This is a genomic window from Rahnella sp. EDr1-12 (assembly GCF_049206505.1).
Lineage (GTDB): Bacteria > Pseudomonadota > Gammaproteobacteria > Enterobacterales > Enterobacteriaceae > Rahnella > Rahnella rivi.
On sequence record NZ_JBLZNY010000001.1, the window covers coordinates 1,943,356 to 1,968,997 of the forward strand.

The following is a 25,642-nucleotide window of genomic DNA, read 5'->3' on the forward strand; positions in this document are numbered from 1 at the left end:
CATCCTCATTGAACAGCAAACTGACGGCGAATTTTGCGCATCAGCAGGAACAGCCACGGCCACAAAATGCCGTCAACCACACTGCTCCAGAAAACTTCGGGGCGGAACGACACGTTGACCACCATAAATTGTCCCCAGAACACCATGACGTCCACCGCCAGCGACAGCACCATGACAATCAGCGCTTGCTGCCAGAGTGCCAGATTGCGGAACAACTGGAATTTGAACGCGACCACATAGGCGGTGATGGCAAACGCCAGCGCACGAATGCCCAGCGTGGAACCGAGGATCAAATCCATGATGAAACCGACAATAAAACCGGTGCCAACGTTGACGCGATGCGGTAAAGCCATCACCCAGTAGATCAGGATCAGCAACAGCCAGGAGGGCCGGAACATATAGATTTGTTCAGGCCACGGCATGACCTGCAACAACATGGCTATGACAAAGGATAGCCAAATAATCCAGCGTCCGTGGCTCCGGTAACTGTTCATTGCCGTGCTCCCTGCGCAGGCGTGGTGCTGACTGGAGTGGTCACAGTGCCTGTTGCAGGTGCCGGAAGCGGCGCCGGAGGACCCATATCACCCGGTGGTGGCAATACCTGAGGCATCATTTGCATCAGGCGTTCATTGGCGACGCGATGAACTTCATCAGGCGGTAACGGATGCTCGCCGTTGCGATCAGAACCCCATAACAACAGCAGATAACGCAGACGTTGCAGACCTGCCGTCGGGCGCGCCTGAATGACGGTATAAGCACGCTGATTATCGACTTTCACCGAAGACACGACGCCAACCGGATAGCCTTCCGGGAAACGACCGCCCAGACCGGACGTCACCAGCACGTCGCCAACACGAATGTCGGTATTGCTTGGCAGATGTTCAAGTTGCAGATCGTCAGCACAACCGCTGCCCGCAGCAATGACGCGGATGTCATTGCGCAGCACCTGAATCGGCAACGCATGGGAAGCGTCACAAATCAGCAGAACGCGGCTGGTCAGTGCGGCAACGGCAACGACCTGGCCGACAACACCTTTATCGCTGATGACCGGCTGCCCGATATACACGCCATTGTTGCTGCCTTTGTCGATCACCACCTGATCGCTGTAAGGATCATTGCTGGTGGACAGAACCTGCGTCACCATTTTGTGCTCGTCCTGACGCAACGGCGAACCCAGCAGTTCACGCAGACGGGCATTCTCTTGTTTGTATTGGCCAAGCAGCATCAGATCGCTGTTTTTCAGCAACAATTCCTGACGCAAAGCACGGTTTTCCAGTTCAAGCTGGCCGCGCGTCGCAAACGTCGAGGAAACCTGATCTAAGAATTCACGCGGGGCATTTGACAAAAAATAGAAGGGACTGACGGCAGTATCCATATAGGTGCGGATTTTAACAAACGTACCTATTTTACTGTCGGCAACAATCAGGATAATGGCCGTAAGAATAGCCAAAAAAAGTCGCAGTTGCAGGGAAGGACCCCTGCTAAAAATTGGCTTCATAAAATATGCGAGTTCCTCGGCAACAGAAGGTTTCAGTCAGTCGAAGTCAGAACTTCCCCTGAGAGAAAAGGTGGCAATCTCATGGGATAGCCAAGACACCGGCAGAGCTTTGACGCTCAGCCAGTGTTTGCGCGGATCCACATTGAACACTGCACACTTCACGTTGCAGGTTTTACCTGACGGACAACCACCTTCCCGGCAGACCACTTTTTGAGAGGAATAAAGGAAGAAATCCGTCATTCCGTCATCAAATAAATCGTCGCTGAGATTACTCTTCGCTGAATAAGTCGCCGCCGTGCATGTCGATCATTTCTAATGCTTTACCGCCGCCGCGAGCAACGCAGGTCAGCGGATCTTCTGCGACAACCACCGGAATACCGGTTTCTTCCATCAGCAGACGATCGAGGTTACGCAGTAATGCGCCACCGCCGGTCAGCACCATGCCACGCTCGGAGATGTCGGAAGCCAGTTCTGGCGGACACTGTTCCAGCGCAACCATCACCGCACTCACGATACCGGTCAGCGGCTCTTGCAACGCTTCCAGGATTTCGTTGGAGTTCAGCGTGAATCCACGCGGAACGCCTTCTGCCAGGTTACGGCCACGCACTTCGATTTCGTGCACTTCATCACCCGGATACGCCGAGCCGATGCTGTGTTTAATGCGTTCCGCCGTCGCTTCACCAATCAGGGAACCGTAGTTACGACGTACGTAGTTAATGATAGCTTCATCGAAGCGGTCACCACCGATACGTACAGAAGAGGAATACACGACGCCGTTCAGGGAGATAACCGCCACTTCGGTGGTACCACCGCCGATATCCACAACCATTGAGCCGGTCGCTTCAGAAACAGGCAGACCTGCGCCGATCGCCGCAGCCATCGGTTCTTCAATCAGGAACACTTCACGCGCACCAGCACCTTGTGCGGATTCACGAATAGCACGGCGTTCAACTTGCGTTGCGCCGACCGGCACACAAACCAGCACGCGCGGACTTGGGCGCATGAAGCTGTTGCTGTGAACTTGCTTAATGAAGTGTTGCAGCATTTTCTCAGTCACGAAGAAGTCGGCAATAACGCCGTCTTTCATTGGACGAATCGCTGCGATATTGCCGGGAGTACGACCCAGCATCTGTTTAGCGTCGTGCCCTACAGCAGCAACACTTTTAGGTGAACCAGCACGATCCTGACGAATAGCCACAACTGATGGCTCATTCAGCACGATGCCTTGTCCTTTTACATAGATAAGGGTATTGGCGGTACCCAGGTCGATGGACAAGTCGTTGGAAAACATGCCACGAAATTTCTTAAACATAACGAAAGGATAATCCTGCTAGCTGGGGGCGGAAAATAAAATCCGCCTACTTTACCAACCACGCGAAGCAGCGACAAGGCGCAAAAACGTCCTGCTTACGTGAAAATTGTCCGCGATGTCGCCATTTACTTGCTGTTACTTTTTGAGGCTGATGGCACTGCGATATAATTCTGTATCGCAGGCTCGGTTTACCTCGGGCAGATACCCAGGCGAAGTAGCAACACCGCACATAAATTCTTACACTTTCACCGTGAATCTCCGTCAACCCGCGGCCAGATGATAAGCACCGTATGCCAGGCAAGGGAGTCGGTCGAAAGCTGGGTCATTCTACGTTAAATAATCCCTTTACGGTCACTTAAACGTCGCTGTTGTGTGAATATTTTTTACCGGCTGGTTCAACCTGCTCCGGTACGGCAAAAAAATCACCCTGGCCGCCGTGGATCCCCTTGCTCAGCAGGATCGACCACTCCTCTTTTGTTCGCACGCCAGAGGCAAAGACCAGTGCCTGAGTGCCTTCACATGCACTCAGCAGGCTTTGTACAAAAAGCTGATTTTCAATCCTTTTATCAATGTCGCGCACCAGCCCCGGATGAAGTTTGACTCTTTCGACCGGGAAGGTCTTGAGATAAGAGGTACTGACGACCGTCAGTCCGGCCTGTGTAACCGCCAGACGACATCCTAAACCCTGCAATAAACGAATCGCGGGACGCAGGCGATCGGTATGTTGACAGAGATCTGCCTCTGCAAGTTCAATCAAAATCCGATTTCGGTGTTTTCTTTCGCACTGCAGCAGCGTATCGCGCAGCCAGCCCACAAAAGAGCGCTGTAATAATGAATCAACCGTCACGTGAAATGCCAACGTTTCATCCGGCCAGCGGTTAAGTAACGGAATAATCTGACTTATCATAATGCGATCGTAGCTCTGCGAAAGCCCGAACTGCACCACCAGCGGGATAAACTCCGCGGCCAGTAACTCATGCTCGCCATCAAACACACGCCGCTGTATTTCACGATGATCGAGTTTGCCCTGCCGGCTAAAAGCCGGTTTTTGGTATAAGCGCGGGCCACCGCGCGCCAGCGTATTTTCGAGCAATGTTCGCCAGCGCACGCTTCCACGCCCTTTCTCCGGCACATTGTTGTCGTAAATAAACCAACTGTTGCTGCCCTGAAACGCAGCGTGTCGCGTCGCCTGCTGCACCATATCCATAACCTGATCGGGCGTCTGCCCGAAGCGATACGCGCTGATGCCGATGTACATCAGGGCGTCGCGGTCAATTTGCGAGGACGCAGGGAGAACACCGAGCGCGTTAACCAGCTGTGCCGCCATCACTTCTGCCTCTTTCAGCGTCCGGTGTGGCAACAGCACGGCAAAATCGCTGTGGAAATAGCGCGCCAGTAACGCATCAACATGCCGCATGACAAAGGTTGAAAGCAGATTCACCATGGCAGAGCGGAACTCATCCACCATCGTCTGTCCGTGGGTTTCGCGCATCAGGTCAAAATCAGGCAGGCGCAGCATCATAATCACGCCGTGCGCCCCCTCTTCTTCCAGATGAGTGGCCAGCTGATTATCAAAAAACAACCGGTTACTGAGGCCGGTTTGTGAATCCTGCTGGGCGTAGGCGCGGATCAGAGTATCGACGCGGCTGCGCTGTTCGCGGGCTTCGTTGAGATCGGTCAGCAGAAGATTAATCGCGCTGCTGGCGGAGTGCGGCCACTCGCCCAGGTGGCTGGTCAGCCCTTCACGTTCGCCGCGTAAAATCCGCACCGCGCGGTCTTCGAGTTTTTCGACGCCGTCGGTTTCCTGACGCAGCCAGCGGAAACTGAGCAACAACATACCCAGCATAATCAGGATGGCGACGCTGATCGTCAGCGTTGAACGCATAGAGCGGATATAGCTGCTGACCGGATCGATATAAGAGACGTACAGCGTCATATCCGTATGCTGCATGAGGGGGTAAATGGCGGTGTTGTATTCTGGCATTGCGCTGTCCCACGACCGATGTAAATCAGGGCGCTCGTGGTATTCATAGACGGTGGAATTATTGAGTTTCACTTCAATATCAGTCACATCCAGCATACGCATGGCCTGCGGCAGCCAGCGCTCGGCCTGCTCCGGAGACTGTCTCAGCAACGCCTGATCATAAGTCGTGACCAGCGCCTGAAGATGTTGTTCGGTATTTTGCTTGTTGAGATAAATGAAACTGAAGGTCACGCCCAACAACATGAGCAACATTGCCAGCGCAACTAACATCGAAATCAGTGCTGAAAGTCTGGTCGTAAATCGCATCCCTGTGCCTTACTCGCTGCGGTGAATGGAAAGCAGAGCTCTGTGCTTCGTCTGCCCAGAATGAACCCGCTATCTTACCCCAGTAAGCCCGACAGGTTTTTGCATACATTCATAGCATAGCAATTCAAAAAACCATTAATTCAGAATTCTTATGTTCCAGCCGCCATTTAGAGAACCCGGTATTTTCCTGGCATGACTCGCAAAACAATGAGATTCACGCCATGCTGTCTGCATAATCATAAAAAAACATGAATACGAATGATGTCGGAAAACGGAGACTGCCATGCACAAGCCCCGCAAACTTACTGAAGCAGATGTCACGCCAGAAAGCCTGTTCCACGATCGCCGCAGAGTGTTGCAGGCGCTGGGGATCGGCGCAGCGGCACTGGCGTTGCCACAGAATGCAAACGCCGACATTCTTTCCTGGTTTAAAGGCCACGATCGCCCGCCCGCTCCTTCAGGTAAACCGCTGGATTTCACTAAACCCGCGGCTTATCAGAACGATTTGCCGCTGACGCCGGAAGATAAAGTGACCGGCTACAATAATTTCTACGAATTCGGGCTGGATAAAGCCGACCCTGCCGCGAACGCCGGACAACTGGTGACTTCGCCGTGGAAAATCAAAATTGATGGTGAAGTCGGTAAGCCGATCACGCTGGATATGGACGACATCATGAAGCGCTTCCCGCTCGAGCAACGCATCTACCGCATGCGCTGCGTCGAAGCCTGGTCGATGGTGGTGCCGTGGATAGGTTTCCAGCTCAGTCATATTCTCAAACTCGCCGAACCGACCAGCAATGCGCGCTATGTGGCGTTCACGACGCTGTATGATCCGGAACATATGCCAGGCCAGAAAGACCGGTTTATCGGCGGCGGGCTGGATTATCCTTACGTGGAAGGATTGCGGATAGATGAAGCGATGAATCCGCTGACGATGCTGACCGTCGGCGTGTACGGCAAAGCGCTGCCGCCGCAAAACGGCGCACCTATCCGCCTGACCGTGCCGTGGAAGTATGGCTTTAAAGGCATCAAATCGATCGTGAATATCAAGTTCACCAAAGATGAACCGCCAACGACGTGGAATCAGATTGCCAACAACGAATACGGATTTTACGCCAACGTGAACCCGCACGTTGACCATCCGCGCTGGTCGCAAGCCACGGAGCGCTTTATTGGCTCAGGCGGATTACTCGACGTGCAACGTCAGCCGACCCTGCTGTTTAACGGTTATGCGGAACAGGTTGCCTCGATGTATCACGGCATGGATTTACGTAAGTTCTGTTAAGGAAGAGGAAACGCCACGATGCGCCGTTTGTCCCCCGCCAATATTACCTGGCTGAAGGTGATTATCTATCTTGCTGCCATTCTGCCTTTTCTCTGGCTGCTGCTTTCTGTCGATCAGGGCTGGTTCAGCGCCGATCCGGCGAAAGATATACAGCACTTTACCGGCAGGATGACGCTGAAATTTTTACTGGTCACCCTGCTGGTCACGCCGGTTGCGCGTTACGGCAAACAACCCTTGCTGATCCGCACCCGCCGTCTGCTCGGTTTGTGGTGTTTTGCCTGGGGCACGCTGCATCTTCTGAGTTATTCGTTCCTCGAACTTGGGATCAACAATATCCGCCTGCTGGGCAGTGAACTGATTTCCCGGCCCTATCTCACTCTCGGTATCATCAGCTGGATCCTTCTGCTGGCGCTGGCCTGCACCTCGACGCTGTGGGCACAACGTAAACTGGGCGCTGCGTGGCAGAAGTTGCACAACTTTATCTATCTGATCGCCATTCTTGCACCGATCCACTACCTATGGTCGGTGAAAGTGCTATCTCCGCAACCGGTGATCTACGCGACGATCGCCGCCATCCTGCTGGCCCTGCGTTATAAAAAATTCCGCCAGTGGCTGCGATAAGCCGTGGAACTTTTCTGGGTTCTGCCCCTCATAATTTCTGAAAATCAACGCTCTGCCACCGGACGAGGGTTGATTATCTTCGCTGATAAGACCAGTATTTAGCTGCTAATTGCCACGATATCATTATAATGCCCGACCTCATGTTGAGGAGACGGGACGATTTGCCGCGAAACAGGTGACAAATCGGTGACATCAGGGTATTTTCTACAATCTTTGTCTAATTGCCGGAGATAGGCTCACAATGGCGCATAAGTTTGACATTTTGCTACTGAACGGTCCTAACCTGAATTTGTTAGGAACCCGTGAGCCTGAAACGTACGGACACACCACGCTCAACGATATTGTTAAAGGTTTGGAAACGCAGGCTGCTGCCGCTGATGTGGCACTGAGCCATCTGCAATCCAATGCAGAACATGTCCTGATTGAACGCATTCATCAGGCACGCGGAAACGTCGATTTTATTTTGATCAATCCCGCGGCCTTTACCCATACCAGCGTGGCACTACGCGATGCATTACTGGGGGTGTCGATTCCGTTTATCGAGATCCATCTGTCGAATGTACATGCGCGCGAAGCTTTCCGGCATCATTCCTATCTTTCCGACATCGCAGTGGGTGTCATCTGCGGACTTGGCGCAGACGGCTACCACTTTGCTTTACAGGCAGCGGTTAATCGCTTGTCTAAAACCCACTAATTTCTACGCAAAAAGAGTACGGAATCACACCCATGGATATTCGTAAAATTAAAAAACTGATCGAACTGGTTGAAGAATCAGGTATTTCTGAACTGGAAATTTCTGAAGGTGAAGAGTCAGTTCGTATCAGCCGTGCTGCACCTGCGCAGGCTTATCCTATGATGCAACAGGCTTATGCTATGCCTGTTCAACAGCAGCCAGGTCTGGCTGCTGCGGTTGCTCCAGCTGCACCTGCTGAAGCCGCTGCTCCGGCTGCAATCAGTGGTCACATCGTTCGCTCCCCGATGGTAGGTACCTTCTACCGCACGCCAAGCCCGGACGCGAAAGCCTTCATCGAAGTGGGTCAGAAAGTGAACGCCGGCGATACCCTGTGTATCGTTGAAGCGATGAAAATGATGAACCAAATCGAAGCAGACAAATCCGGCGTTGTTAAAGCAATTCTGGTAGAAAGCGGCCAACCGGTTGAATTCGACGAGCCGCTGGTCGTCATCGAATAACGAGGCGTACCATGGTAGATAAAATTGTTATCGCGAACCGCGGCGAGATCGCTCTGCGCATTTTGCGTGCCTGTAAAGAAATGGGCATCAAAACCGTTGCTGTGCACTCCACCGCCGACCGTGACCTGAAACACGTGCTGCTGGCAGACGAAACCGTCTGTATCGGCCCGGCACCTTCAGTAAAAAGCTATCTGAACATCCCGGCAATCATCGCTGCGGCGGAAATCACTGGCGCGGTGGCTATCCACCCTGGCTACGGTTTCTTGTCCGAAAACGCAGATTTCGCCGAGCAGGTTGAACGTTCCGGCTTCATCTTCATCGGCCCGAAAGCCGAAACTATCCGCCTGATGGGCGACAAAGTTTCTGCAATCCATGCCATGAAAGCGGCAGGCGTACCTTGTGTACCTGGCTCCGATGGCCCGCTGGGCGACGACATGGATCAAAACCGTGGCTTCGCAAAACGCATCGGCTATCCGGTCATCATCAAAGCCTCTGGCGGCGGCGGTGGTCGTGGTATGCGCGTTGTGCGCAGCGACAAAGATCTCGAGCAGTCCATCAACATGACCCGTGCTGAAGCCAAAGCGGCTTTCAACAACGACATGGTGTACATGGAGAAATACCTCGAAAATCCACGTCACGTGGAAATTCAGGTACTGGCCGATGGTCAGGGCAATGCGGTCTATCTGGCTGAACGTGACTGCTCCATGCAGCGTCGTCACCAGAAAGTCGTTGAAGAAGCGCCAGCACCAGGCATCACTGAAGAACTGCGTCGTTTCATCGGCGAACGTTGTTCAAAAGCCTGTGTGGATATTGGCTACCGTGGCGCGGGTACTTTCGAGTTCCTGTACGAAAACGGCGAGTTCTTCTTCATCGAAATGAACACCCGTATCCAGGTTGAGCATCCGGTTACCGAGATGATCACCGGTGTGGATTTGATCAAAGAGCAGCTGCGCATTGCGTCCGGCCAGCCACTGTCGATCAAACAAAGCGAAGTGAAAGTCAAAGGCCATGCGGTGGAATGCCGTATTAACGCGGAAGATCCAAACACCTTCCTGCCAAGCCCAGGCAAAATCACCCGCTTCCACGCGCCTGGCGGTTTCGGTGTTCGTTGGGAATCGCACATTTACGCAGGCTACACTGTGCCTCCGTACTACGATTCCATGATCGGTAAACTGATCACTTACGGCGAAACCCGTGAAGTGGCCATTGCCCGCATGAAAAATGCACTGGCAGAGCTGATCATCGACGGCATCAAGACCAACATTGAACTGCAAATGCGTATTATGGACGACGAGAACTTCCAGCACGGTGGAACCAACATCCACTATCTGGAGAAAAAACTCGGTTTGCAGGAAAAATAAAAAGACCGTACCGTTGCGTACTCTTTTATCAAGGCCGGATATTCCGGCCTTTTTTACGTTTGGGGGGAGAAGAAAATGAGATCTGATAAACGTTTTCTGCAAGCCAACCGGGAAGCCCGCTGGGCATTCGGGCTGACGATTGCTTATCTGCTGGCGTGGAGTTTTGCCGCCTATATTCCTGATGACAAACAGGGCATCACCGGTCTTCCGCACTGGTTTGAAATGGCCTGCCTTCTGGTCCCGCTGATTTTTATCCTGTTGAGCTGGCTGATGGTTCGCGTGATTTACCGCGATATTCCGCTGGAGGATCACCATGCAGACTGAAGTTTTATTACCGCTGATCGCCTATCTGCTGCTGGTCTTCGGGCTTTCGGTATACGCCTATACGCGCCGCCAGCAAGGCAGCTTCCTGACGGAGTATTTCCTCGGTAACCGTTCGATGGGCGGCTTCGTTCTGGCGATGACCCTCACCGCCACGTACATCAGCGCCAGTTCGTTTATCGGCGGTCCCGGCGCGGCGTACAAATTCGGCCTTGGCTGGGTGTTGCTGGCGATGATCCAGCTGCCGGCGGTCTGGCTTTCGCTCGGCGTGTTAGGTAAAAAATTCGCTATTCTGGCGCGACGTTACAACGCCGTGACGCTCAACGACATGCTGTTTGCACGCTATCAGAGCCGTCTGCTGGTCTGGCTGGCGAGCCTCAGCCTGCTGGTGGCGTTCCTCGGGGCAATGACCGTGCAATTCATCGGCGGTGCGCGTCTGCTGGAAACGGCGGCCAGTATTCCTTACGACACCGGCTTGCTGATTTTCGGCATCAGTATCGCGCTATACACGTCATTTGGCGGTTTCCGTGCCAGCGTACTCAACGATGCGATGCAGGGGCTGGTGATGCTGCTGGGCACCATTTTGCTGCTGTTCGCGGTGATCCATGCTGCCGGCGGCCTGCACAGTGCGGTCGATAAACTGCAACAGATCGACCCGAAACTGGTGTCTGTTCACGGAGGAGATGATGTGCTTTCTCTGCCGTTTATGGCGTCATTCTGGATTTTAGTGTGCTTTGGGGTCATTGGTCTGCCGCACACTGCCGTGCGCTGCATCTCTTATAAAGACAGCAAAGCCGTCCACCGCGGTATCGTACTCGGCACCATTGTGGTCGCCGTGCTGATGCTCGGTATGCATCTGGCCGGTGCGCTCGGCCGCGCGGTTCTGCCGGATTTGAAAATTCCGGATCAGGTGATCCCGACTCTGATGATCACCGTGCTGCCACCTTACGCTGCCGGGATTTTCCTGGCTGCCCCGATGGCCGCCATTATGTCGACCATCAACGCCCAGCTTTTACAGTCCTCGGCGACTATCGTTAAAGATCTGTATCTCGGCGTCAGGCCGGAGCAAATCACCAATGAGCGACGGTTAAAACGCTTCTCCAGCTGGGCAACCTTTATTCTCGGTTTACTGGTGGTTCTGGCCGCCTGGCGTCCACCGGAAATGATCATCTGGCTTAACCTGCTGGCCTTCGGCGGGCTGGAAGCCGTGTTCCTGTGGCCGCTGGTGCTCGGCCTTTACTGGGAGCGGGCGAACGCCACCGGCGCACTGAGCTCAATGATTGTTGGCGCCGTTTGTTATACCCTGCTTGCCAGTATCGACCTGCACATTGCGGGTCTGCATCCGATTGTGCCGTCGCTGTCGCTGAGCCTGCTGGCGTTTTACATCGGCAATAAATTTGGCGTACAGCCACGCGAAACAGAACTCAAGCCGTCCTGACCGGGCGGCACTGATTTAACAGATTGCTAAGAAGAGAATCGCTATGCCTTGGATCCAATTGAAAATTAACACCACCGGTAATGACGCGGAAACGCTGAGCGACGCGCTTATCGAAAGTGGTGCAGTGTCTGTCACGTTCCTCGATACCCATGATAATCCGGTGTTTGAACCCCTGCCGGGCGAAACCCTGCTGTGGGGCGATACCGATGCTATCGGCCTGTATGACGCAGAAACCAACATGGAAGACGTGGTGGCGATGCTGGAGAACGAACCGCTGCTGGGCAAAGGTTTCGTGCACAAAATAGAACAGCTGGAAGACAAAGACTGGGAACGCGAATGGATGGATAACTTCCACCCGATGCGTTTTGGCGAGCGTCTGTGGATTTGCCCGAGCTGGCGCGATGTGCCGGATCCCACCGCCGTCAACGTGATGCTGGATCCGGGTCTGGCATTTGGAACCGGCACCCACCCGACCACCGCCATGTGCCTGCAATGGCTCGACAGCCTCGATCTGACCGACAAAACCGTGATCGACTTTGGTTGCGGCTCCGGCATTCTGGCGATCGCCGCGCTGAAGCTGGGTGCAAAACACGTGGTCGGCATCGACATCGACCCGCAGGCGATTCTGGCCAGCCGTGATAACGCCGAACGTAACGGCGTCTCAGAGCGTCTGTCGCTGTATCTGCCAAAAGACCAGCCTGAGAACCTGTCTGCCGACGTCGTCGTCGCTAACATCCTTGCAGGCCCGCTGCGTGAACTGGCACCGCTGATCAGTGTGCTGCCGGTCGCGGGGGGGCATCTCGGGTTGTCCGGCATTCTGGCGAGCCAGGCGCAAAGCGTGGCCGATGCTTACCAGGACCTGTTCGAACTGGATCCGGTCGCCGAGAAAGAAGAATGGTGCCGCATTACGGGTGTTAAAAAAGCCTGATAAGCATTACCCGCGCTTTCTGATTATGCAGAAAGCGCGGGTTTGCTCCGCACGTCTCGCCTCTGTCATTTTTTCTTTCCAAAAAAGAGTCATTTTCTGACCATCAGGCGATCTGAATCACGGAATTTTGTGGTTGTTGATGCTTAAAACGACGATCAAGCCCTTAGAATCACCTGCTATAACGGGCTGATTTAGAGAGAAATTAGGAATTTATTCAAGCGCACAATTTAACCAAAATGACTTAACCTGATGTAAATACACAATAAAAAACCTCACCACCCTTCATATTCCTCGCGGTTAGGCATTTTCTTATCAAATCGCTCAAAGTTTGGCCTTTCATCTCACATCAAAAATGCGTAATATACGCGCCCTTGCGGACATCAGTATGGTCATTCTAAGTCTATGCGCATCGGACACCACCAGCTTACAAATTGCCTGATTGCGGCCCCTATGGCCGGTATAACAGACCGACCGTTTCGTGCCTTATGTCATGCGATGGGTGCTGGGATGGCTGTATCCGAAATGCTCTCCTCCAATCCGGAGGTGTGGCGGACGGACAAGTCCCGATTGCGTATGGTGCATAACGATGAACCGGGTATCCGAGCCGTGCAAATTGCCGGTTGTGATCCCGAAGATATGGCGGCTGCCGCCCGAATTAATGTGGCGAGCGGTGCGCAGATCATTGACATCAATATGGGCTGCCCGGCCAAGAAAGTGAACCGCAAACTGGCAGGATCTGCGCTCTTGCAGTATCCGGATTTGGTCAAACAGATCCTCACTGCCGTCGTAAACGCGGTAGATGTGCCAGTCACGTTGAAAATTCGTACTGGTTGGGCACCGGAACACCGTAACTGTGTACAAATTGCCCAATTGGCTGAAGACTGTGGAATTCAGGCCCTGACTATTCATGGCCGAACCCGTGCCTGTCTCTTCAATGGAGATGCAGAGTACGACAGTATTCGGACAGTTAAGCAGAGTGTTTCCATTCCGATTATCGCGAATGGCGACATAACTGACCCGCATAAAGCCAGAGCGGTGCTCGACTACACCGGAGCTGATGCTCTGATGATAGGACGTGCCGCTCAGGGGAGACCCTGGATCTTCCGGGAAATCCAGCACTATCTGGACACAGGGGAACTGTTACCGCCACCGCGTTTGGGTGAGGTACAGCGCTTGTTAATAGGGCACGTACGGGAATTGCACGACTTTTACGGTCAAGGCAAGGGATTCCGTATCGCCCGTAAGCATGTTTCATGGTATCTCCAGGAACATGCCCCGAGTGACCAGTTTCGGCGCTCCTTCAACGCCATAGAGGATGCCAGCGAACAGCTGGAGGCGTTGGAAGCATATTTCGAAAATCTTGCGTAACAAAAAAGAGCTGACAGAACTATGTTCGAACAACGCGTGAATTCTGACGTACTGACCGTTTCTACCGTAAACTCACAAGATCAGGTGACTCAAAAGCCTCTGCGTGACTCGGTAAAACAAGCACTTAAGGGCTATTTCGCTCAATTGAATGGTCAGGACGTGAATGACCTGTATGAGTTGGTATTGGCTGAAGTTGAACAGCCACTGTTGGACATGGTGATGCAGTACACCCGTGGCAACCAGACTCGTGCGGCCCTGATGATGGGTATCAACCGCGGTACGCTGCGTAAGAAACTGAAAAAATACGGCATGAACTGATACTAATCAGTCATTGTCTTGAAAAGGCGCTTTTCCGCAAGGAGAGCGCCTTTTTTGTTTATGTGTCATCCGGCAACACACCTCCCTGTAAATCTGCTCAAAACCTAACCCAGATCAAGCCAAATGAGAATAATTCTCTCATTCATTCCGCCATTAGGAATTACTTTAGAGGGACAAAAAAATGTCTCTGGGGAGTGGCAACAATGAAGCAACTTTATATGCGTTTTACCGCCGCGCTGAACAAGCCGGATCTGGCTATTTTGCTGTTACGTATCACCTACGGCCTGCTGATTTTTCACGGCTGGCATAAGTTGCACGACGGTCTGGGCGGCATTCAGGGCATGCTGGCGGGTTATGGTATTCCCGCGTTTGTTGCCTACGGCGTGATCATTGGCGAAGTGATTGCCCCGATCATGATGATCCTCGGCATCTTCACCCGTCTCGCTGCGCTGTCGGCGGCAGCCACAATGGTGGTCGCCTGGCTGATGGTGGGTGTGCACCACACCTTCGCGCTGACGCCGGTCGGTGCCTGGGCGATTGAAGATATTGTTTACTACTTTATGGCCGCCCTTGTTATCGCACTTTACGGCAGTGGCCGTTACTCGGTAATGAGCAATCCGCTCTACCGCTGAAAACGTTTCCGGCATACTTTTTCACCGAAGTATGCCGTTCAAACCTGGCGGTGTTGAGCCGGTACTCAGAGGTGAAAAACCGCCATTCGTATTGTTTTACATCAGTTGTTTAAAACGTCTAAAAAAGGACGTCGATTTGCCTGTTTATCGGACAATTACCCTCTCCGGAACCGCCGGAGAACATGTTATACTTTCCATCAGAGTCGTATTCGCCCCGCTCATCGCCTACGGACAGCACTCAGCATCGCGATCCCGTCCTCTAAAAAAAATGTACTGTCTGTTAGTGTAAAAAATGCGTCAACGGGCGTCGTTTTTTAAACATTTTCAGACACGTGTTGTCCCACTATTTGCAGGATAATCCGTACCGCGCCGAACTTTTTACTCACGCGTTACCCCGGTTTCTTTATGCAGATGATTAGGCATTTATGACATCTCCACGATTTCGCGCTTCATTTTTACATCCCCGCTACTGGCTGACCTGGTTCGGTCTCGGCGTTCTGTTCCTTCTGGTTCAGCTTCCTTATCCGGTGTTGTACCGTTTAGGTGTCTGGCTTGGCCGCACGTCCATGCGTTTCCTGAAACGCCGCGTGTCGATAACCCGCCGCAATTTACAGCTGTGTTTCCCTGATCTCTCGTCTGAACAGGTTGAAGCCCGAATCGTCAGTAACTTTGAATCTCTTGGCATGGGCTTACTGGAAACCGGCATGGCCTGGTTCTGGTCAGACGCCCGGGTCAAACGCTGGTTCGACGTCAGCGGCCTGCATAACCTTAAAAAAGCGCAGGAAAATAATCAGGGTGTGCTGGTCATCGGCGTGCATTTTATGTCACTTGAACTCGGTGGCCGCGCGATGGGATTATGTCAGCCGATGATGGCGATGTACCGACCGCACAACAACAAAGCGATGGAATTTGTGCAGACCTGGGGTCGCATGCGTTCTAACAAAGCGATGCTGGATCGCAAAGATTTACGCGGCATGGTTCATGCGCTGAAAAAGGGCGAAGCCGTCTGGTTTGCACCAGATCAGGATTACGGTCCGCGCGGCAGCGTTTTTGCGCCGCTGTTTGCCGTCGATGAAGCCGCAACCACCAGCGGAACCTACATGCTGGCAAGACTGGCTAAACCGGCACTGGTCACCGTGGTGCTGGTGCGTAAACCGGCCGCGAAAGGTTATGATCTGGTGATTCAACCGGCATTGCAGGATTACCCGATTGACGATGAAATGGCCGCGGCGGCTTACATGAACCGCGTCATCGAAACCGAAATCATGCGGGCGCCCGATCAGTATCTGTGGCTGCATCGCCGCTTCAAAACCCGCCCGGCGGGCACGCCGTCGCTTTACCGATAGCCTGATATCACATCAAGCCCGATGCCACCGCGTCGGGCTTTTTCATTGACGACTGAACTGAACAACATCCAATAAGAGAGCGGTATTCCTCATGGCGAAAAAACCAGACGCAGCCCCTTCCATCTTTGATCACCTCAAAGATGACGACAGTTTTGATCTCTGGGGGCGCTCCAGCCTCAGTACCGCGCTCAACAAAGCCAAACCTAAAACACCGGACAACGACCAGATCGCTGCCGCGCGTAAACTGATTGCGGGCAGCAAAAACCAGCCTGAATAACCTGTCCGGTTCGCCTGCAAAACCCGCTTCGTGCGGGTTTTTTATTGCCGCGTGATCCAGTGGCTAAACTGCCGCCTGTCACAACACTTCCCCGCCATGATCAATCCCCTGCGCGAAATCCACTCTGCCGATATCTGCCTGTTCTCTTTCCTCCGGAATCGAAACAAAGCGGGTTAGCATTCTGTGCTCTCCACTCCAGTATTGAAATTATCCGCACTGTTTTACGGCAGTCACATTGACCGCGCACTGAAACAGGGCAATACATTTCATAACGCCCATCAATGTTACTGAGCATTTCCCTACTGTGACTAGATTGTTGGGCGTTTTTTCGATGTTGGCACTCCCTTTGCAATGACAGGAGCAGAGGGCGACGCCCCAAAACAGACAGGGTGCTCAGGCACTCACACAATAATAATTCTCAGTTTTGTCTCACAGGACGCTTAATGAAAAAAATATTGCTCTCTACGCTGATTGCCGCAGCAAGCTTCGTGACACTGGCTGGTCAGGCTCATGCAGGTACCACTCTGGATGCAGTCAAAAAGAAAGGTTTTGTTCAATGCGGCATCAGTGATGGTTTGCCGGGTTTCTCCTACGCGGACTCCAAAGGCAAATTCACCGGTCTTGACGTTGACGTCTGCCGCGCAGTGGCCGCTGCCGTGTTTGGCGATGCTGAGAAAGTGAAATACACCCCGCTGACCGCGAAAGAGCGTTTCACCGCCCTGCAATCTGGCGAAGTGGATATCTTGTCCCGTAACACCACCTGGACCTCTTCCCGCGATGCGGGCATGGGGATGATCTTCGCGGGCGTCAACTACTACGACGGCATCGGCTTCCTGACACATCAGAAAGCGGGCCTGAAAAGCGCGAAAGAACTCGATGGCGCGACGGTATGTCTGCAAGCCGGTACCGATACTGAGCTGAACGTGGCTGACTACTTCAAAGCCAACAAAATGACTTACACCCCGGTCACCTTCGACCGCTCTGATGAAAGTGCCAAAGCGCTGGACTCAGGCCGCTGCGACACCCTGGCCTCTGACCAGTCTCAGCTCTACGCACTGCGCATCAAACTGGGTAAACCGGATGAGTTCATCGTACTGCCGGAAGTGATTTCTAAAGAACCTCTGGGCCCGGTTGTTCGCCGTGGTGATGAAGACTGGCTGGCCGTGGTGCGCTGGTCCCTGTTCGCCATGCTGAATGCCGAAGAGATGGGCGTGACGTCTGCCAACGTTGAGCAGCTGGCCGCTAACCCGACCACGCCGGACATGAGCAACCTGCTCGGTAAAACCGGGACTTACGGTGCAGATCTGAAAGTGCCTAACGACTGGGTGGTGAAAATCGTTAAACAAGTCGGTAACTACGGCGAAAGCTTTGAACGCAACGTCGGTCAGGGCAGTGAGCTGAAAATCAAACGTGGTCAGAACGCATTGTGGAATAAAGGCGGTATCCAGTACGCACCACCGGTCCGTTAATACCCTTCATCACCAACGTGTTTGAATAATAAAGTGTTTAAGGATGTTGATGCACCGGCCGTTCCCCGGTGCATCACTTCCCGGTGATAGATTGCTAAAGGCCATCCACTATGTCGCAACGCCCAACCGGAAAAGGTTCGTTCTCGCTGACCAATCCAGCCGTACGAGCCTGGATTTACCAAATTTTCGCGGTGGTGTTGCTGGTAGCCTGTCTCGGTTACCTGCTCCACAACACCATTACCAATCTGACTACACGAGGGATCACCTCGGGATTTGCATTCCTTGAAAAAGGTGCCGGTTTCGGCATTGTTCAGCACCTTATTGACTACCAGGAAGGCGACACCTACGCCCGCGTTTTCGTTATCGGCCTGCTCAACACCCTGCTGGTTTCTGCGCTGTGTATCGTGTTCGCATCGATTATCGGGTTTATCATCGGATTAGGCCGTCTCTCTGATAACTGGCTGATCCGTAAAGTCTCGACGGTCTACATCGAGATATTCCGTAACATTCCTCCCCTGCTGCAAATCTTCTTCTGGTACTTCGCCGTCCTGCGCAACCTGCCTGGCCCGCGTCAAAGCCTCAACGCATTTGATCTGGCATTCGTCAGCAACCGTGGTTTGTACCTGCCGTCACCGGAGTTATCGCCGGGCAGTCTGGCCGGTTTTATCGCCCTGCTGCTGGCGGTGTTCGGAATTTTTGCCCTCAGGCGTTACAACCATTTTCGACAAATCCACACCGGGCGCGTCTGGCGTATCTGGCCGTGGGCAATCCTGATGCTGGTGGTTTTCCCTGCGCTGGCGCACCTGATTTTCGGGCCTGCCGTTCACTGGGATGTGCCTGCACTACGCGGTTTCAACTTCCGGGGCGGCATGGTGCTGATCCCGGAACTGGCGGCGTTAACGCTGGCGCTGTCGGTGTACACTTCCACGTTTATCGCCGAAGTGATCCGCTCCGGGATTCAGTCGGTTTCGCACGGCCAGCATGAGGCAGCGCGCTCACTCGGCCTGCCGAATCCGGTCACCCTGCGTCAGGTAATTTTACCGCAGGCGATGCGGGTGATTATTCCGCCGCTGACCAGCCAGTATCTGAACATCGTCAAAAACTCCTCTCTGGCCGCCGCGATTGGTTACCCGGATATGGTGTCGCTGTTCGCCGGTACCGTGCTGAACCAGACCGGTCAGGCGATTGAAACCATTGCCATCACCATGTCGGTTTACCTGATCATCAGCCTGCTGATCTCGTTTTTGATGAACATTTACAACCGGCGCATCGCGCTGGTCGAGCGTTAAGGGAAAACCATGACGATGACAACACTTCCTCCGGGAGTCAGAGCCGTGAAGCCCGGTACGCCAGTCGGAACGGCCGTGCTGTGGGCACGTAAGAATCTGTTCTCCAGCTGGTTTAACAGCCTGCTGACGCTGTTTTGTTTATGGCTGATGTGGCTGGTGATCCCTCCGATGTTGAACTGGGTTATTTTCCAGGCCAACTGGGTTGGCACGGCGCGCACAGACTGCACCAAAGCCGGGGCCTGCTGGGTGTTTATCCATGCCCGTTTCGGCCAGTTTATGTATGGTCTGTATCCGTTTGATCAGCGCTGGCGCATCAACCTCACGCTGATTGTCGGGTTGCTGACGCTGGCGCCGATATTCTTCAAAGCCACGCCACGCCGCGGGCGTTACATCGCGGTGTGGATGGTGCTGTTCCCGATCTTCACCTGGTTCATGCTGTACGGCGGATTCTTTGGCCTGACCCGCGTTGAAACCCGCCAGTGGGGCGGCCTGACGCTGACGCTTATCATCGCCGCAGTGGGCATTGCCGGGGCATTACCGCTGGGCATTTTGCTGGCGCTGGCGCGACGTTCGCGTCTGCCAGTCGTGCGGATCCTCTCGGTCATCTTCATCGAATTCTGGCGCGGCGTGCCGCTTATCACCGTGCTGTTTATGTCCTCGGTGATGCTGCCGCTGTTTATGACCGAAGGGACGAGTATCGACAAACTGGTGCGTGCGCTGGTGGGTGTGGTGCTGTTTCAGTCGGCGTATGTGGCGGAAGTGGTGCGCGGTGGCCTGCAGGCGCTGCCGAAAGGCCAGACCGAAGCCGCGGAATCGCTGGCGCTCGGCTACTGGAGAACGCAGGGATTAGTCATTCTGCCGCAGGCGTTGAAAATGGTGATACCGGGTCTGGTCAACACCATCATCGCGCTGTTTAAAGACACCAGTCTGGTGATCATCATCGGCCTGTTTGATTTGTTCAGCAGCGTACAGCAAGCCACCGTCGATCCCGAGTGGCTCGGCATGTCGACCGAAGGCTACGTCTTCGCCGCCGCCGTTTACTGGATTTTCTGTTTTAGCATGTCGCGTTATAGCCAGCATCTGGAAAGACGCTTTCACACCGGACGTTCCGCACACTGAGGTAAACCATGAGCGACCATCACGTCACTGAACAACAAAATATGATGATCACGCTGGAAAACGTGAATAAGTGGTACGGACAGTTCCACGTTTTGAAAGACATCAATCTGAGCGTCAAACCGCGCGAACGCATCGTGCTGTGCGGCCCTTCCGGTTCCGGGAAATCGACCACCATCCGTTGCATCAACCATCTGGAAGAGCATCAGCAAGGGCGCATTGTGGTGGACGGCACCGAGCTCAACGATGATTTGCGTAACATCGAACGGGTGCGCACCGAAGTCGGCATGGTGTTCCAGCATTTTAATCTGTTCCCGCATCTGACCGTGTTGCAAAACTGCACCCTGGCGCCATGCTGGGTGCGCAAGATGCCGAAGAAAGAAGCGGAAGAGCTGGCGATGCATTACCTCAAACGGGTGCGTATCGCCGAGCACGCCAACAAATTTCCGGGGCAGCTTTCCGGCGGACAGCAACAGCGTGTGGCCATCGCCCGTTCGCTGTGCATGAAGCCAAAAATCATGCTCTTCGACGAACCGACCTCCGCGCTGGATCCGGAAATGGTGAAAGAAGTGTTAGACACCATGATCGGGCTGGCGGAAGAAGGAATGACCATGTTGTGTGTGACACATGAGATGGGCTTTGCCCGCACCGTGGCCGACCGGGTGATCTTTATGGATCGCGGAGAGATCGTGGAAGAAGCCCCGCCGCTGGAGTTCTTTGCGAATCCGAAATCGGCGAGGACAAGAGAGTTTCTGTCACAGGTGATTCATTAAGCTGAGGCCGCAGCTTGACCGGCATCTGAACGGCATAGTGAACGTTTCGGTTTCTCAATGGCGGTGATCACTTATCGCGCTGCGCCGAAACCGCCCAAAAGGGGAAAGTGCTTTTCCCCTTTTGGATTTCCCCTCGCTTTTTCAACACGCGCTACCGCTCTCAGGCTATGTTTCAGAAACCGCTGCGACAGGCTAGACATCTTGCCGCTGCGCGGTCCCTTCTCTCGGTCTTCGAGCCATACGTCTCGAAGCCGCTCCGTTCAGCAAGATGTCTGAATCGCCCGCAGAAAAGAAGATGCTGAGGTTGTGATGTACAGGTCTGAAGCCGCTTTCAAAAATCACGCCGGAGGGAGAGGTGGAAAACCGCGCGTGTTTTTGCGCGGGTTGTAACCCGACGGGAGGGCACCGCGCAGCGGCGGGATTTTGCGGCTATCGCCGGGGCAGCTGAAACATAGCCCGCGAGCGGAGCGCGCAGTTTAAGAGCCGGAGATTCTTAAGAGGCGCGGCGATAGGCGCCTCTTAAGGCCAGTTTGGGTGGCAACCCAAGGTTTTGCGGCTATCGCTGCGGTACCTGAAACATAGCTTGCGAGCGGAGCGCGCAGTTAAAAAAGCGCGGAGTCCAGAGGCCCGCGCGTTACCGGGTCTCTGGTCGGTGTGGGCCGACGCCCACGACCTTGAATTTGAATTTGAATTTGAATTTGAATTTAAATTTGAATTTAAATTAAACGTTTCAGATCTTTTTCAAAAGATCATCACCACATCACTCCCCCGATCACCGGCGCCATCACCACCGTCACCACCCCCGCCAGCATCATCACCAGACTCGCCACAACGCCCTCTTCGGCACCCAGCTCATACGCTCTGGCCGTACCGGCACCGTGGGAAGCCGCGCCAAACCCGGCACCTTTCGCCAGACCGCTTTTCACCGCCAGACGCAAAAACAACATATCACCCACTGCCATACCAAATACGCCGGTGATCACCACAAACAGCGCCACCAGATCCGGCTGACCGCCCATTTGCTTCGCCGCCGCCAGCGCGAACGGCGTGGTGATGGAACGTACCGCCAGGCTGCGCTGGATCTCTTCCGGCAGCGTCAGCATCCGCGCCAGCCAGACGGAACTGCTGACGGCGACGACGATAGCCGTCAGCACGCCCGCGCTCAGCGACATCCAGTGGCGGCGGATCACCGCCATATTCTCGTAAACCGGCACCGCAAACGCGATGGTCGAAGGCCCGAGCAGCCACAGCAGCCAGTGGGTTTCGCCGATGTAATCCTGATACGACGTGTGCGTGATAACCAGCAGAACCACCAGCACAATCGGCGTGAACACCAGCGGCATCAGCAGCAACGTGCGGCGCTGGCGGTAGAGTTTTTTGTTGGCGTAATACAGCCCGAGCGTGATGACAAAACACACTATGCTGATGAGCAGATCAGTCACGGGATGCCTTCCTCGCCGCCAGACGTTGTTCCAGCCGGTAAACCCGGTCTACCACTAATGCCGTTGCGGCAAGCGTCAGTACCGTACTGACACCAATCACCAGAAAGATTTTCCAGCCTTCGATCATCAGCAACTGCGCGTAGTTCACCACCGCCACCACGGCGGGCACGAAAAACAGCAGCATCTCCGCCAGCAGCCAGCGGGAACCGGCTTTCACCCAGTTCAGGGGCAATACGCGAAACATAATCAGCAATAAAAGCATCAGCATCCCGACAATATTGGCGGGCAGCGGCAGGTGCAGCGCGGTAACGAGACGATCGGCGATCACAAATAACACCGCGTACAACACCACCTGAACGGGGATTTGACAGCGGGTCAGCAGGGACGGCGCTTTAGTGCGCAACGCCAGCAACATGGGAAAGACCTCGGAAGGCGAATAAAGGGAAGAAATGAAGTATACGCTGGCAGGAAACCGGTAAAGAAATGAATTAAAATCATTAAAATGATTCCAAACCGGAATACTCAATGATGGACGTCCGTACGCTACGTTATTTCGTCGAAGTGGTTCGCCAGCAGAGTTTCACCCGCGCGGCAGAGAAGCTGTTCGTCACCCAGCCGACCATCAGCAAAATGTTGCGTCATCTGGAGGAAGAGCTGGAATGCACGCTGATTGTCCGCGAAGGACGGCGTTTACGCCTGACTGACAGCGGCCAGGCGTTGTATCAGCGCGGGCTGAATATCCTCGAAGAATTCCGTCAGCTGGAAGCGGAACTCGAAGACATTAACTCGCTGAAATCCGGCCATTTGCGCCTGGGCATTCCGCCCATGGTCGGCACACAAATCGCCCCGCTGATCGGCACCTTCCGCCAGCAGTATCCGGGCATTGAACTGATCATCTCCGAGTTCGGCGGCCTGACGGTGCAACAGGCGGTGATCTCCGGTGAGCTGGATCTGGCGCTCACCGCCCTGCCCGCCGACGCCGTGCCCTCCATCGCTTCACTGCTGCTGTTCAGCCATCCGCTCTGCGTGGTGGTGCCGCGCACGGCGCACTGGGAGAACCGTACCCATATTGCCCTCAGTGAGCTGGCAGATGAAAGCATCCTGATTTACAACGAAGATTTTGCCCTGTACCGCCAGCTGATGGACGCCTTCACCGCGCAGGGTTTCACCCCGAAAATTGCTGCCCGCAGCGGACAATGGGATTTCCTGGCCGCAATGGTACAAACCGGCATGGGCGTGGCGATCCTGCCGGAACCCATCTGCCAGCGGCTGGATAAAAACGCGCTGATATGGCTGCCGCTGGCGCCCCTGATGCCGTGGCAACTGGGCCTCATCTGGCATGACGGCAGCTATCTTTCTCACAGCGCGCAGGCGTGGATCACGCTGTGCCGCGATCACTGGAAATAGCGGGAAATAGCAGGCAATAAAAAACCGCGTGCCCCTTTCAGCGCACGCGGTTTTTTCATTTCAGACCGAAACTACACTTCTTTTTCGACCAGAAGCGCCTCAAGCAAATCGAGATCATGCAGCAGTTTTTGCAGCGTCTCATTACTGATTTTCTGCGTGGCGCGCAGATGATAAAGCTCACCGCGTTCAGCACGCAGCGCGGTCAGACGGAAGCGACGCTCAAGGTTTTCCAGCTTCAGCGCGGTTTCCATATCATCACGGTTGGCCGTTCTTCGCCGCAATGTCCCGATCACCCGCGAACTGATTTCCTTCAGCGTCTGTTCATCAATGTTCTCTTCGGTATCCGCCGCCAGACGTTCTTCCATCTTGTGCAGACTTTCGATCGCCACTTCCGCTGCGATGGATTTCGCCATGCGCTCTTCTTCACGGTAGGTCGAGCCATCGGCCACCACGACGCCTTTTAGCAGGAACGGCAAGGCAATCACGCCCGCAATCAGCGAGAACAGAATGACGCCGGTCGCCAGGAACACCAGCTGATAACGCGACGGGAACGCCGAACCATCAGCCAGAAACAGCGGAATTGACAGCACACCGGCCAGCGTAATCGCCCCGCGCACACCGGCAAACGACGCCACCCAAAGCTCACGCGTACTGTAGCTGCCAAACAGCAGCGGTTTCTTTTTCAGGAAACGATTGCTGAAATTCTTCATCACCCACAGCCAGACGAAACGCAGGATCAGCAGCGCAAAATAGATAATCCCAACGTCAGCAAACAGATGCCAGGTCACGATGGACGGATCGTGCGTCGCCTGATCGATAGAATTTTCCAGAATGCCCGGTAATTGCAGGCCCAGCATGATGAACACCATGCCGTTAAACACAAACTCAAGCATCGCCCAGACGCTGTTGGCGCGCAGACGCATCGCCAGCGGCGCATTACGGATAATCCCGGACTGGCTGATGGTCATACCGGCGGCAACGGCGGCCAGAATGCCTGACACACCAATGTGTTCTGCGATCAGATACGAGGCGAAAGGCAGCAACAGCAGGAAGACGATTTGCGTCGCCGGATCATCACCACTCCAGCGGCTCATGATGCGCAGTGATTTACTGTACAGCCAGGTCACCGCGACACCGGCCATCAGGCCGCCAATGGCGACTTTCAGGAACTCAACGCTGGCACCGCCGACGGTAAAGATCATCGTGCCCATCGCCACGGCGATAGCGAATTTCAACGACACCAGACCGGACGCATCATTCATCAGCGCCTCACCTTCCAGCACGCTCATGATCGACTTCGGAATACGGCCCTTGCCGACGATACCGCCCAACGCCACGGCATCGGTCGGGGAAAGCACCGCAGCCAGCGCAAACGCCGCGACCAGCGGGATATCCGGCACCATCATATAAATCAGGTAACCAATGCCGACGACGGTGAGTAACACCAGCACCAGCGCCAGCCCAAGTATTTCGCGCCCGTGGTGGAGGAATTCACGGGTCGGGGTTTTCCAGCCATCGGCAAACAGCAGGGGTGGAATAAAGAGGACGAGAAACAGCTCGGGGTCGAAATCCACGTGCAAACCAAAATTCGGCCAGGCCAGCAAGGCACCGACCGCAATCTGCATTAATGGAAGAGGAACCTGAAACGGCAACATTCTGGTAACGACACCGGAGAGCGACACCACCAGAATCAAAATCAGAATGGTAAAGAATATTTCCATGCTTTCCTTAGACTCTTGTTTTTATGATTTCAATCAGACGGGGTCTGACACATACAGGGGGAATAGTAGATCAAAAAAAACGTATTTTTAAATCAGAGCGTGCTTAAACCCGTTTTTAAACCCCAGGTCGTGGTCGCGGGAAAGATAAAAGACAATCTGCTCTTGAATTTAAGAGCCAGCGAGCGGAGCGCTTGTTGAAAAAGCGAGGAGGGATCCAAAGGAGGAAAAGCACATTCCTC

The 25,642-nt window shown here is 54.1% G+C and carries 25 protein-coding genes; 18 read left to right on the forward strand and 7 right to left on the reverse strand.

What is annotated here, in order from left to right; genetic code table 11:
* Positions 1–5 precede the first annotated feature (5 nt).
* From mreD to csrD, 4 genes are all read right to left on the reverse strand, one after another.
* On the reverse strand, positions 6–494 hold the full coding sequence (gene mreD / locus ACO0U8_RS08940) for a rod shape-determining protein MreD (RefSeq protein ID WP_056776185.1): 489 nt from the start codon (positions 492–494) through the stop codon (positions 6–8).
* Positions 491–1,498, reverse strand: coding sequence for a rod shape-determining protein MreC (gene mreC, locus ACO0U8_RS08945; protein ID WP_056776182.1), 1,008 nt, complete (start codon positions 1,496–1,498; stop codon positions 491–493). The genes mreD and mreC overlap by 4 nt, the downstream gene beginning before the upstream one ends.
* Positions 1,499–1,766: 268 nt before the next feature.
* On the reverse strand, positions 1,767–2,810 hold the full coding sequence (gene mreB, locus ACO0U8_RS08950) for a rod shape-determining protein MreB (protein ID WP_013577291.1): 1,044 nt from the start codon (positions 2,808–2,810) through the stop codon (positions 1,767–1,769).
* Between the two features lie 355 nt (positions 2,811–3,165).
* Positions 3,166–5,100, reverse strand: a complete 1,935-nt coding sequence (gene csrD / locus ACO0U8_RS08955; protein WP_122094484.1) for an RNase E specificity factor CsrD — start codon at positions 5,098–5,100, stop codon at positions 3,166–3,168.
* A 283-nt stretch (positions 5,101–5,383) separates the two neighbouring features.
* Between csrD and msrP the strand changes: the two genes are divergently transcribed.
* The 17 genes from msrP (at position 5,384) to ACO0U8_RS09040 (ending at position 20,833) form a co-directional block, all read left to right on the forward strand.
* Entirely contained in the window at positions 5,384–6,385 is a 1,002-nt protein-coding gene (gene msrP, locus ACO0U8_RS08960; RefSeq protein ID WP_421670629.1) for a protein-methionine-sulfoxide reductase catalytic subunit MsrP, read from the forward strand.
* 18 nt (positions 6,386–6,403) lie between these two features.
* Positions 6,404–7,006, forward strand: coding sequence for a protein-methionine-sulfoxide reductase heme-binding subunit MsrQ (msrQ, locus tag ACO0U8_RS08965; RefSeq protein ID WP_217204482.1), 603 nt, complete (start codon positions 6,404–6,406; stop codon positions 7,004–7,006).
* A gap of 241 nt (positions 7,007–7,247) precedes the next feature.
* A complete protein-coding gene (gene aroQ, locus ACO0U8_RS08970; protein ID WP_112168390.1) occupies positions 7,248–7,700 on the forward strand; it encodes a type II 3-dehydroquinate dehydratase in 453 nt (150 codons plus the stop codon).
* Positions 7,701–7,732: 32 nt separating this feature from the next.
* A complete protein-coding gene (gene accB, locus ACO0U8_RS08975; RefSeq protein WP_056776171.1) occupies positions 7,733–8,197 on the forward strand; it encodes an acetyl-CoA carboxylase biotin carboxyl carrier protein in 465 nt (154 codons plus the stop codon).
* A gap of 11 nt (positions 8,198–8,208) precedes the next feature.
* Positions 8,209–9,558, forward strand: coding sequence for an acetyl-CoA carboxylase biotin carboxylase subunit (accC, locus tag ACO0U8_RS08980; protein WP_056776169.1), 1,350 nt, complete (start codon positions 8,209–8,211; stop codon positions 9,556–9,558).
* Positions 9,559–9,633: 75 nt separating this feature from the next.
* A complete protein-coding gene (locus ACO0U8_RS08985) occupies positions 9,634–9,882 on the forward strand; it encodes a YhdT family protein (protein ID WP_122094492.1) in 249 nt (82 codons plus the stop codon).
* A complete protein-coding gene (gene panF / locus ACO0U8_RS08990) occupies positions 9,872–11,317 on the forward strand; it encodes a sodium/pantothenate symporter (protein WP_421670630.1) in 1,446 nt (481 codons plus the stop codon). Before ACO0U8_RS08985 ends, panF begins: the two co-directional genes overlap by 11 nt.
* Positions 11,318–11,360: 43 nt before the next feature.
* A complete protein-coding gene (prmA, locus tag ACO0U8_RS08995; protein WP_414071736.1) occupies positions 11,361–12,245 on the forward strand; it encodes a 50S ribosomal protein L11 methyltransferase in 885 nt (294 codons plus the stop codon).
* Between the two features lie 402 nt (positions 12,246–12,647).
* Positions 12,648–13,613 (forward strand): tRNA dihydrouridine synthase DusB, encoded by a 966-nt coding sequence (gene dusB, locus ACO0U8_RS09000; RefSeq protein WP_421670631.1) that lies wholly within the window; start codon positions 12,648–12,650, stop codon positions 13,611–13,613.
* A gap of 21 nt (positions 13,614–13,634) precedes the next feature.
* Positions 13,635–13,931 (forward strand): DNA-binding transcriptional regulator Fis, encoded by a 297-nt coding sequence (fis, locus tag ACO0U8_RS09005; protein ID WP_004097144.1) that lies wholly within the window; start codon positions 13,635–13,637, stop codon positions 13,929–13,931.
* A 203-nt stretch (positions 13,932–14,134) separates the two neighbouring features.
* The gene (locus ACO0U8_RS09010; protein WP_056776155.1) at positions 14,135–14,563 is read left to right on the forward strand and encodes a DoxX family protein; all 429 of its coding nucleotides are present in this window, start codon (positions 14,135–14,137) and stop codon (positions 14,561–14,563) included.
* Between the two features lie 425 nt (positions 14,564–14,988).
* Complete coding sequence (gene lpxP / locus ACO0U8_RS09015; protein WP_056776152.1) at positions 14,989–15,909, forward strand: kdo(2)-lipid IV(A) palmitoleoyltransferase; 921 nt, start codon at positions 14,989–14,991, stop codon at positions 15,907–15,909.
* 91 nt (positions 15,910–16,000) lie between these two features.
* Positions 16,001–16,186, forward strand: a complete 186-nt coding sequence (locus ACO0U8_RS09020; RefSeq protein ID WP_056776150.1) for a hypothetical protein — start codon at positions 16,001–16,003, stop codon at positions 16,184–16,186.
* Between the two features lie 443 nt (positions 16,187–16,629).
* Positions 16,630–17,655 carry an amino acid ABC transporter substrate-binding protein gene (locus ACO0U8_RS09025; RefSeq protein ID WP_056776148.1) on the forward strand — a complete coding sequence of 342 codons (1,026 nt, stop codon included), beginning with the start codon at positions 16,630–16,632 and terminating at the stop codon, positions 17,653–17,655.
* Between the two features lie 110 nt (positions 17,656–17,765).
* The gene (locus tag ACO0U8_RS09030) at positions 17,766–18,944 is read left to right on the forward strand and encodes an amino acid ABC transporter permease (protein ID WP_056776147.1); all 1,179 of its coding nucleotides are present in this window, start codon (positions 17,766–17,768) and stop codon (positions 18,942–18,944) included.
* 9 nt (positions 18,945–18,953) lie between these two features.
* Positions 18,954–20,063, forward strand: a complete 1,110-nt coding sequence (locus tag ACO0U8_RS09035; RefSeq protein ID WP_056776145.1) for an amino acid ABC transporter permease — start codon at positions 18,954–18,956, stop codon at positions 20,061–20,063.
* 8 nt (positions 20,064–20,071) lie between these two features.
* Entirely contained in the window at positions 20,072–20,833 is a 762-nt protein-coding gene (locus tag ACO0U8_RS09040) for an amino acid ABC transporter ATP-binding protein (protein ID WP_056776143.1), read from the forward strand.
* A 752-nt stretch (positions 20,834–21,585) separates the two neighbouring features.
* Here ACO0U8_RS09040 and ACO0U8_RS09045 read toward each other — a convergent pair.
* The gene (locus ACO0U8_RS09045; protein WP_056776141.1) at positions 21,586–22,275 is read right to left on the reverse strand and encodes an LrgB family protein; all 690 of its coding nucleotides are present in this window, start codon (positions 22,273–22,275) and stop codon (positions 21,586–21,588) included.
* Positions 22,268–22,690, reverse strand: a complete 423-nt coding sequence (locus ACO0U8_RS09050) for a CidA/LrgA family protein (RefSeq protein ID WP_183848359.1) — start codon at positions 22,688–22,690, stop codon at positions 22,268–22,270. The genes ACO0U8_RS09045 and ACO0U8_RS09050 overlap by 8 nt, the downstream gene beginning before the upstream one ends.
* A gap of 113 nt (positions 22,691–22,803) precedes the next feature.
* Here ACO0U8_RS09050 and ACO0U8_RS09055 point away from each other — a divergent pair, with 113 nt between their 5' ends.
* Positions 22,804–23,682, forward strand: a complete 879-nt coding sequence (locus ACO0U8_RS09055; protein ID WP_421670693.1) for a LysR substrate-binding domain-containing protein — start codon at positions 22,804–22,806, stop codon at positions 23,680–23,682.
* A gap of 71 nt (positions 23,683–23,753) precedes the next feature.
* On the opposite strand, the gene ACO0U8_RS09060 is transcribed toward ACO0U8_RS09055, so the two are convergent.
* Entirely contained in the window at positions 23,754–25,403 is a 1,650-nt protein-coding gene (locus tag ACO0U8_RS09060; RefSeq protein ID WP_056776139.1) for a Na+/H+ antiporter, read from the reverse strand.
* Positions 25,404–25,642 lie beyond the last annotated feature (239 nt).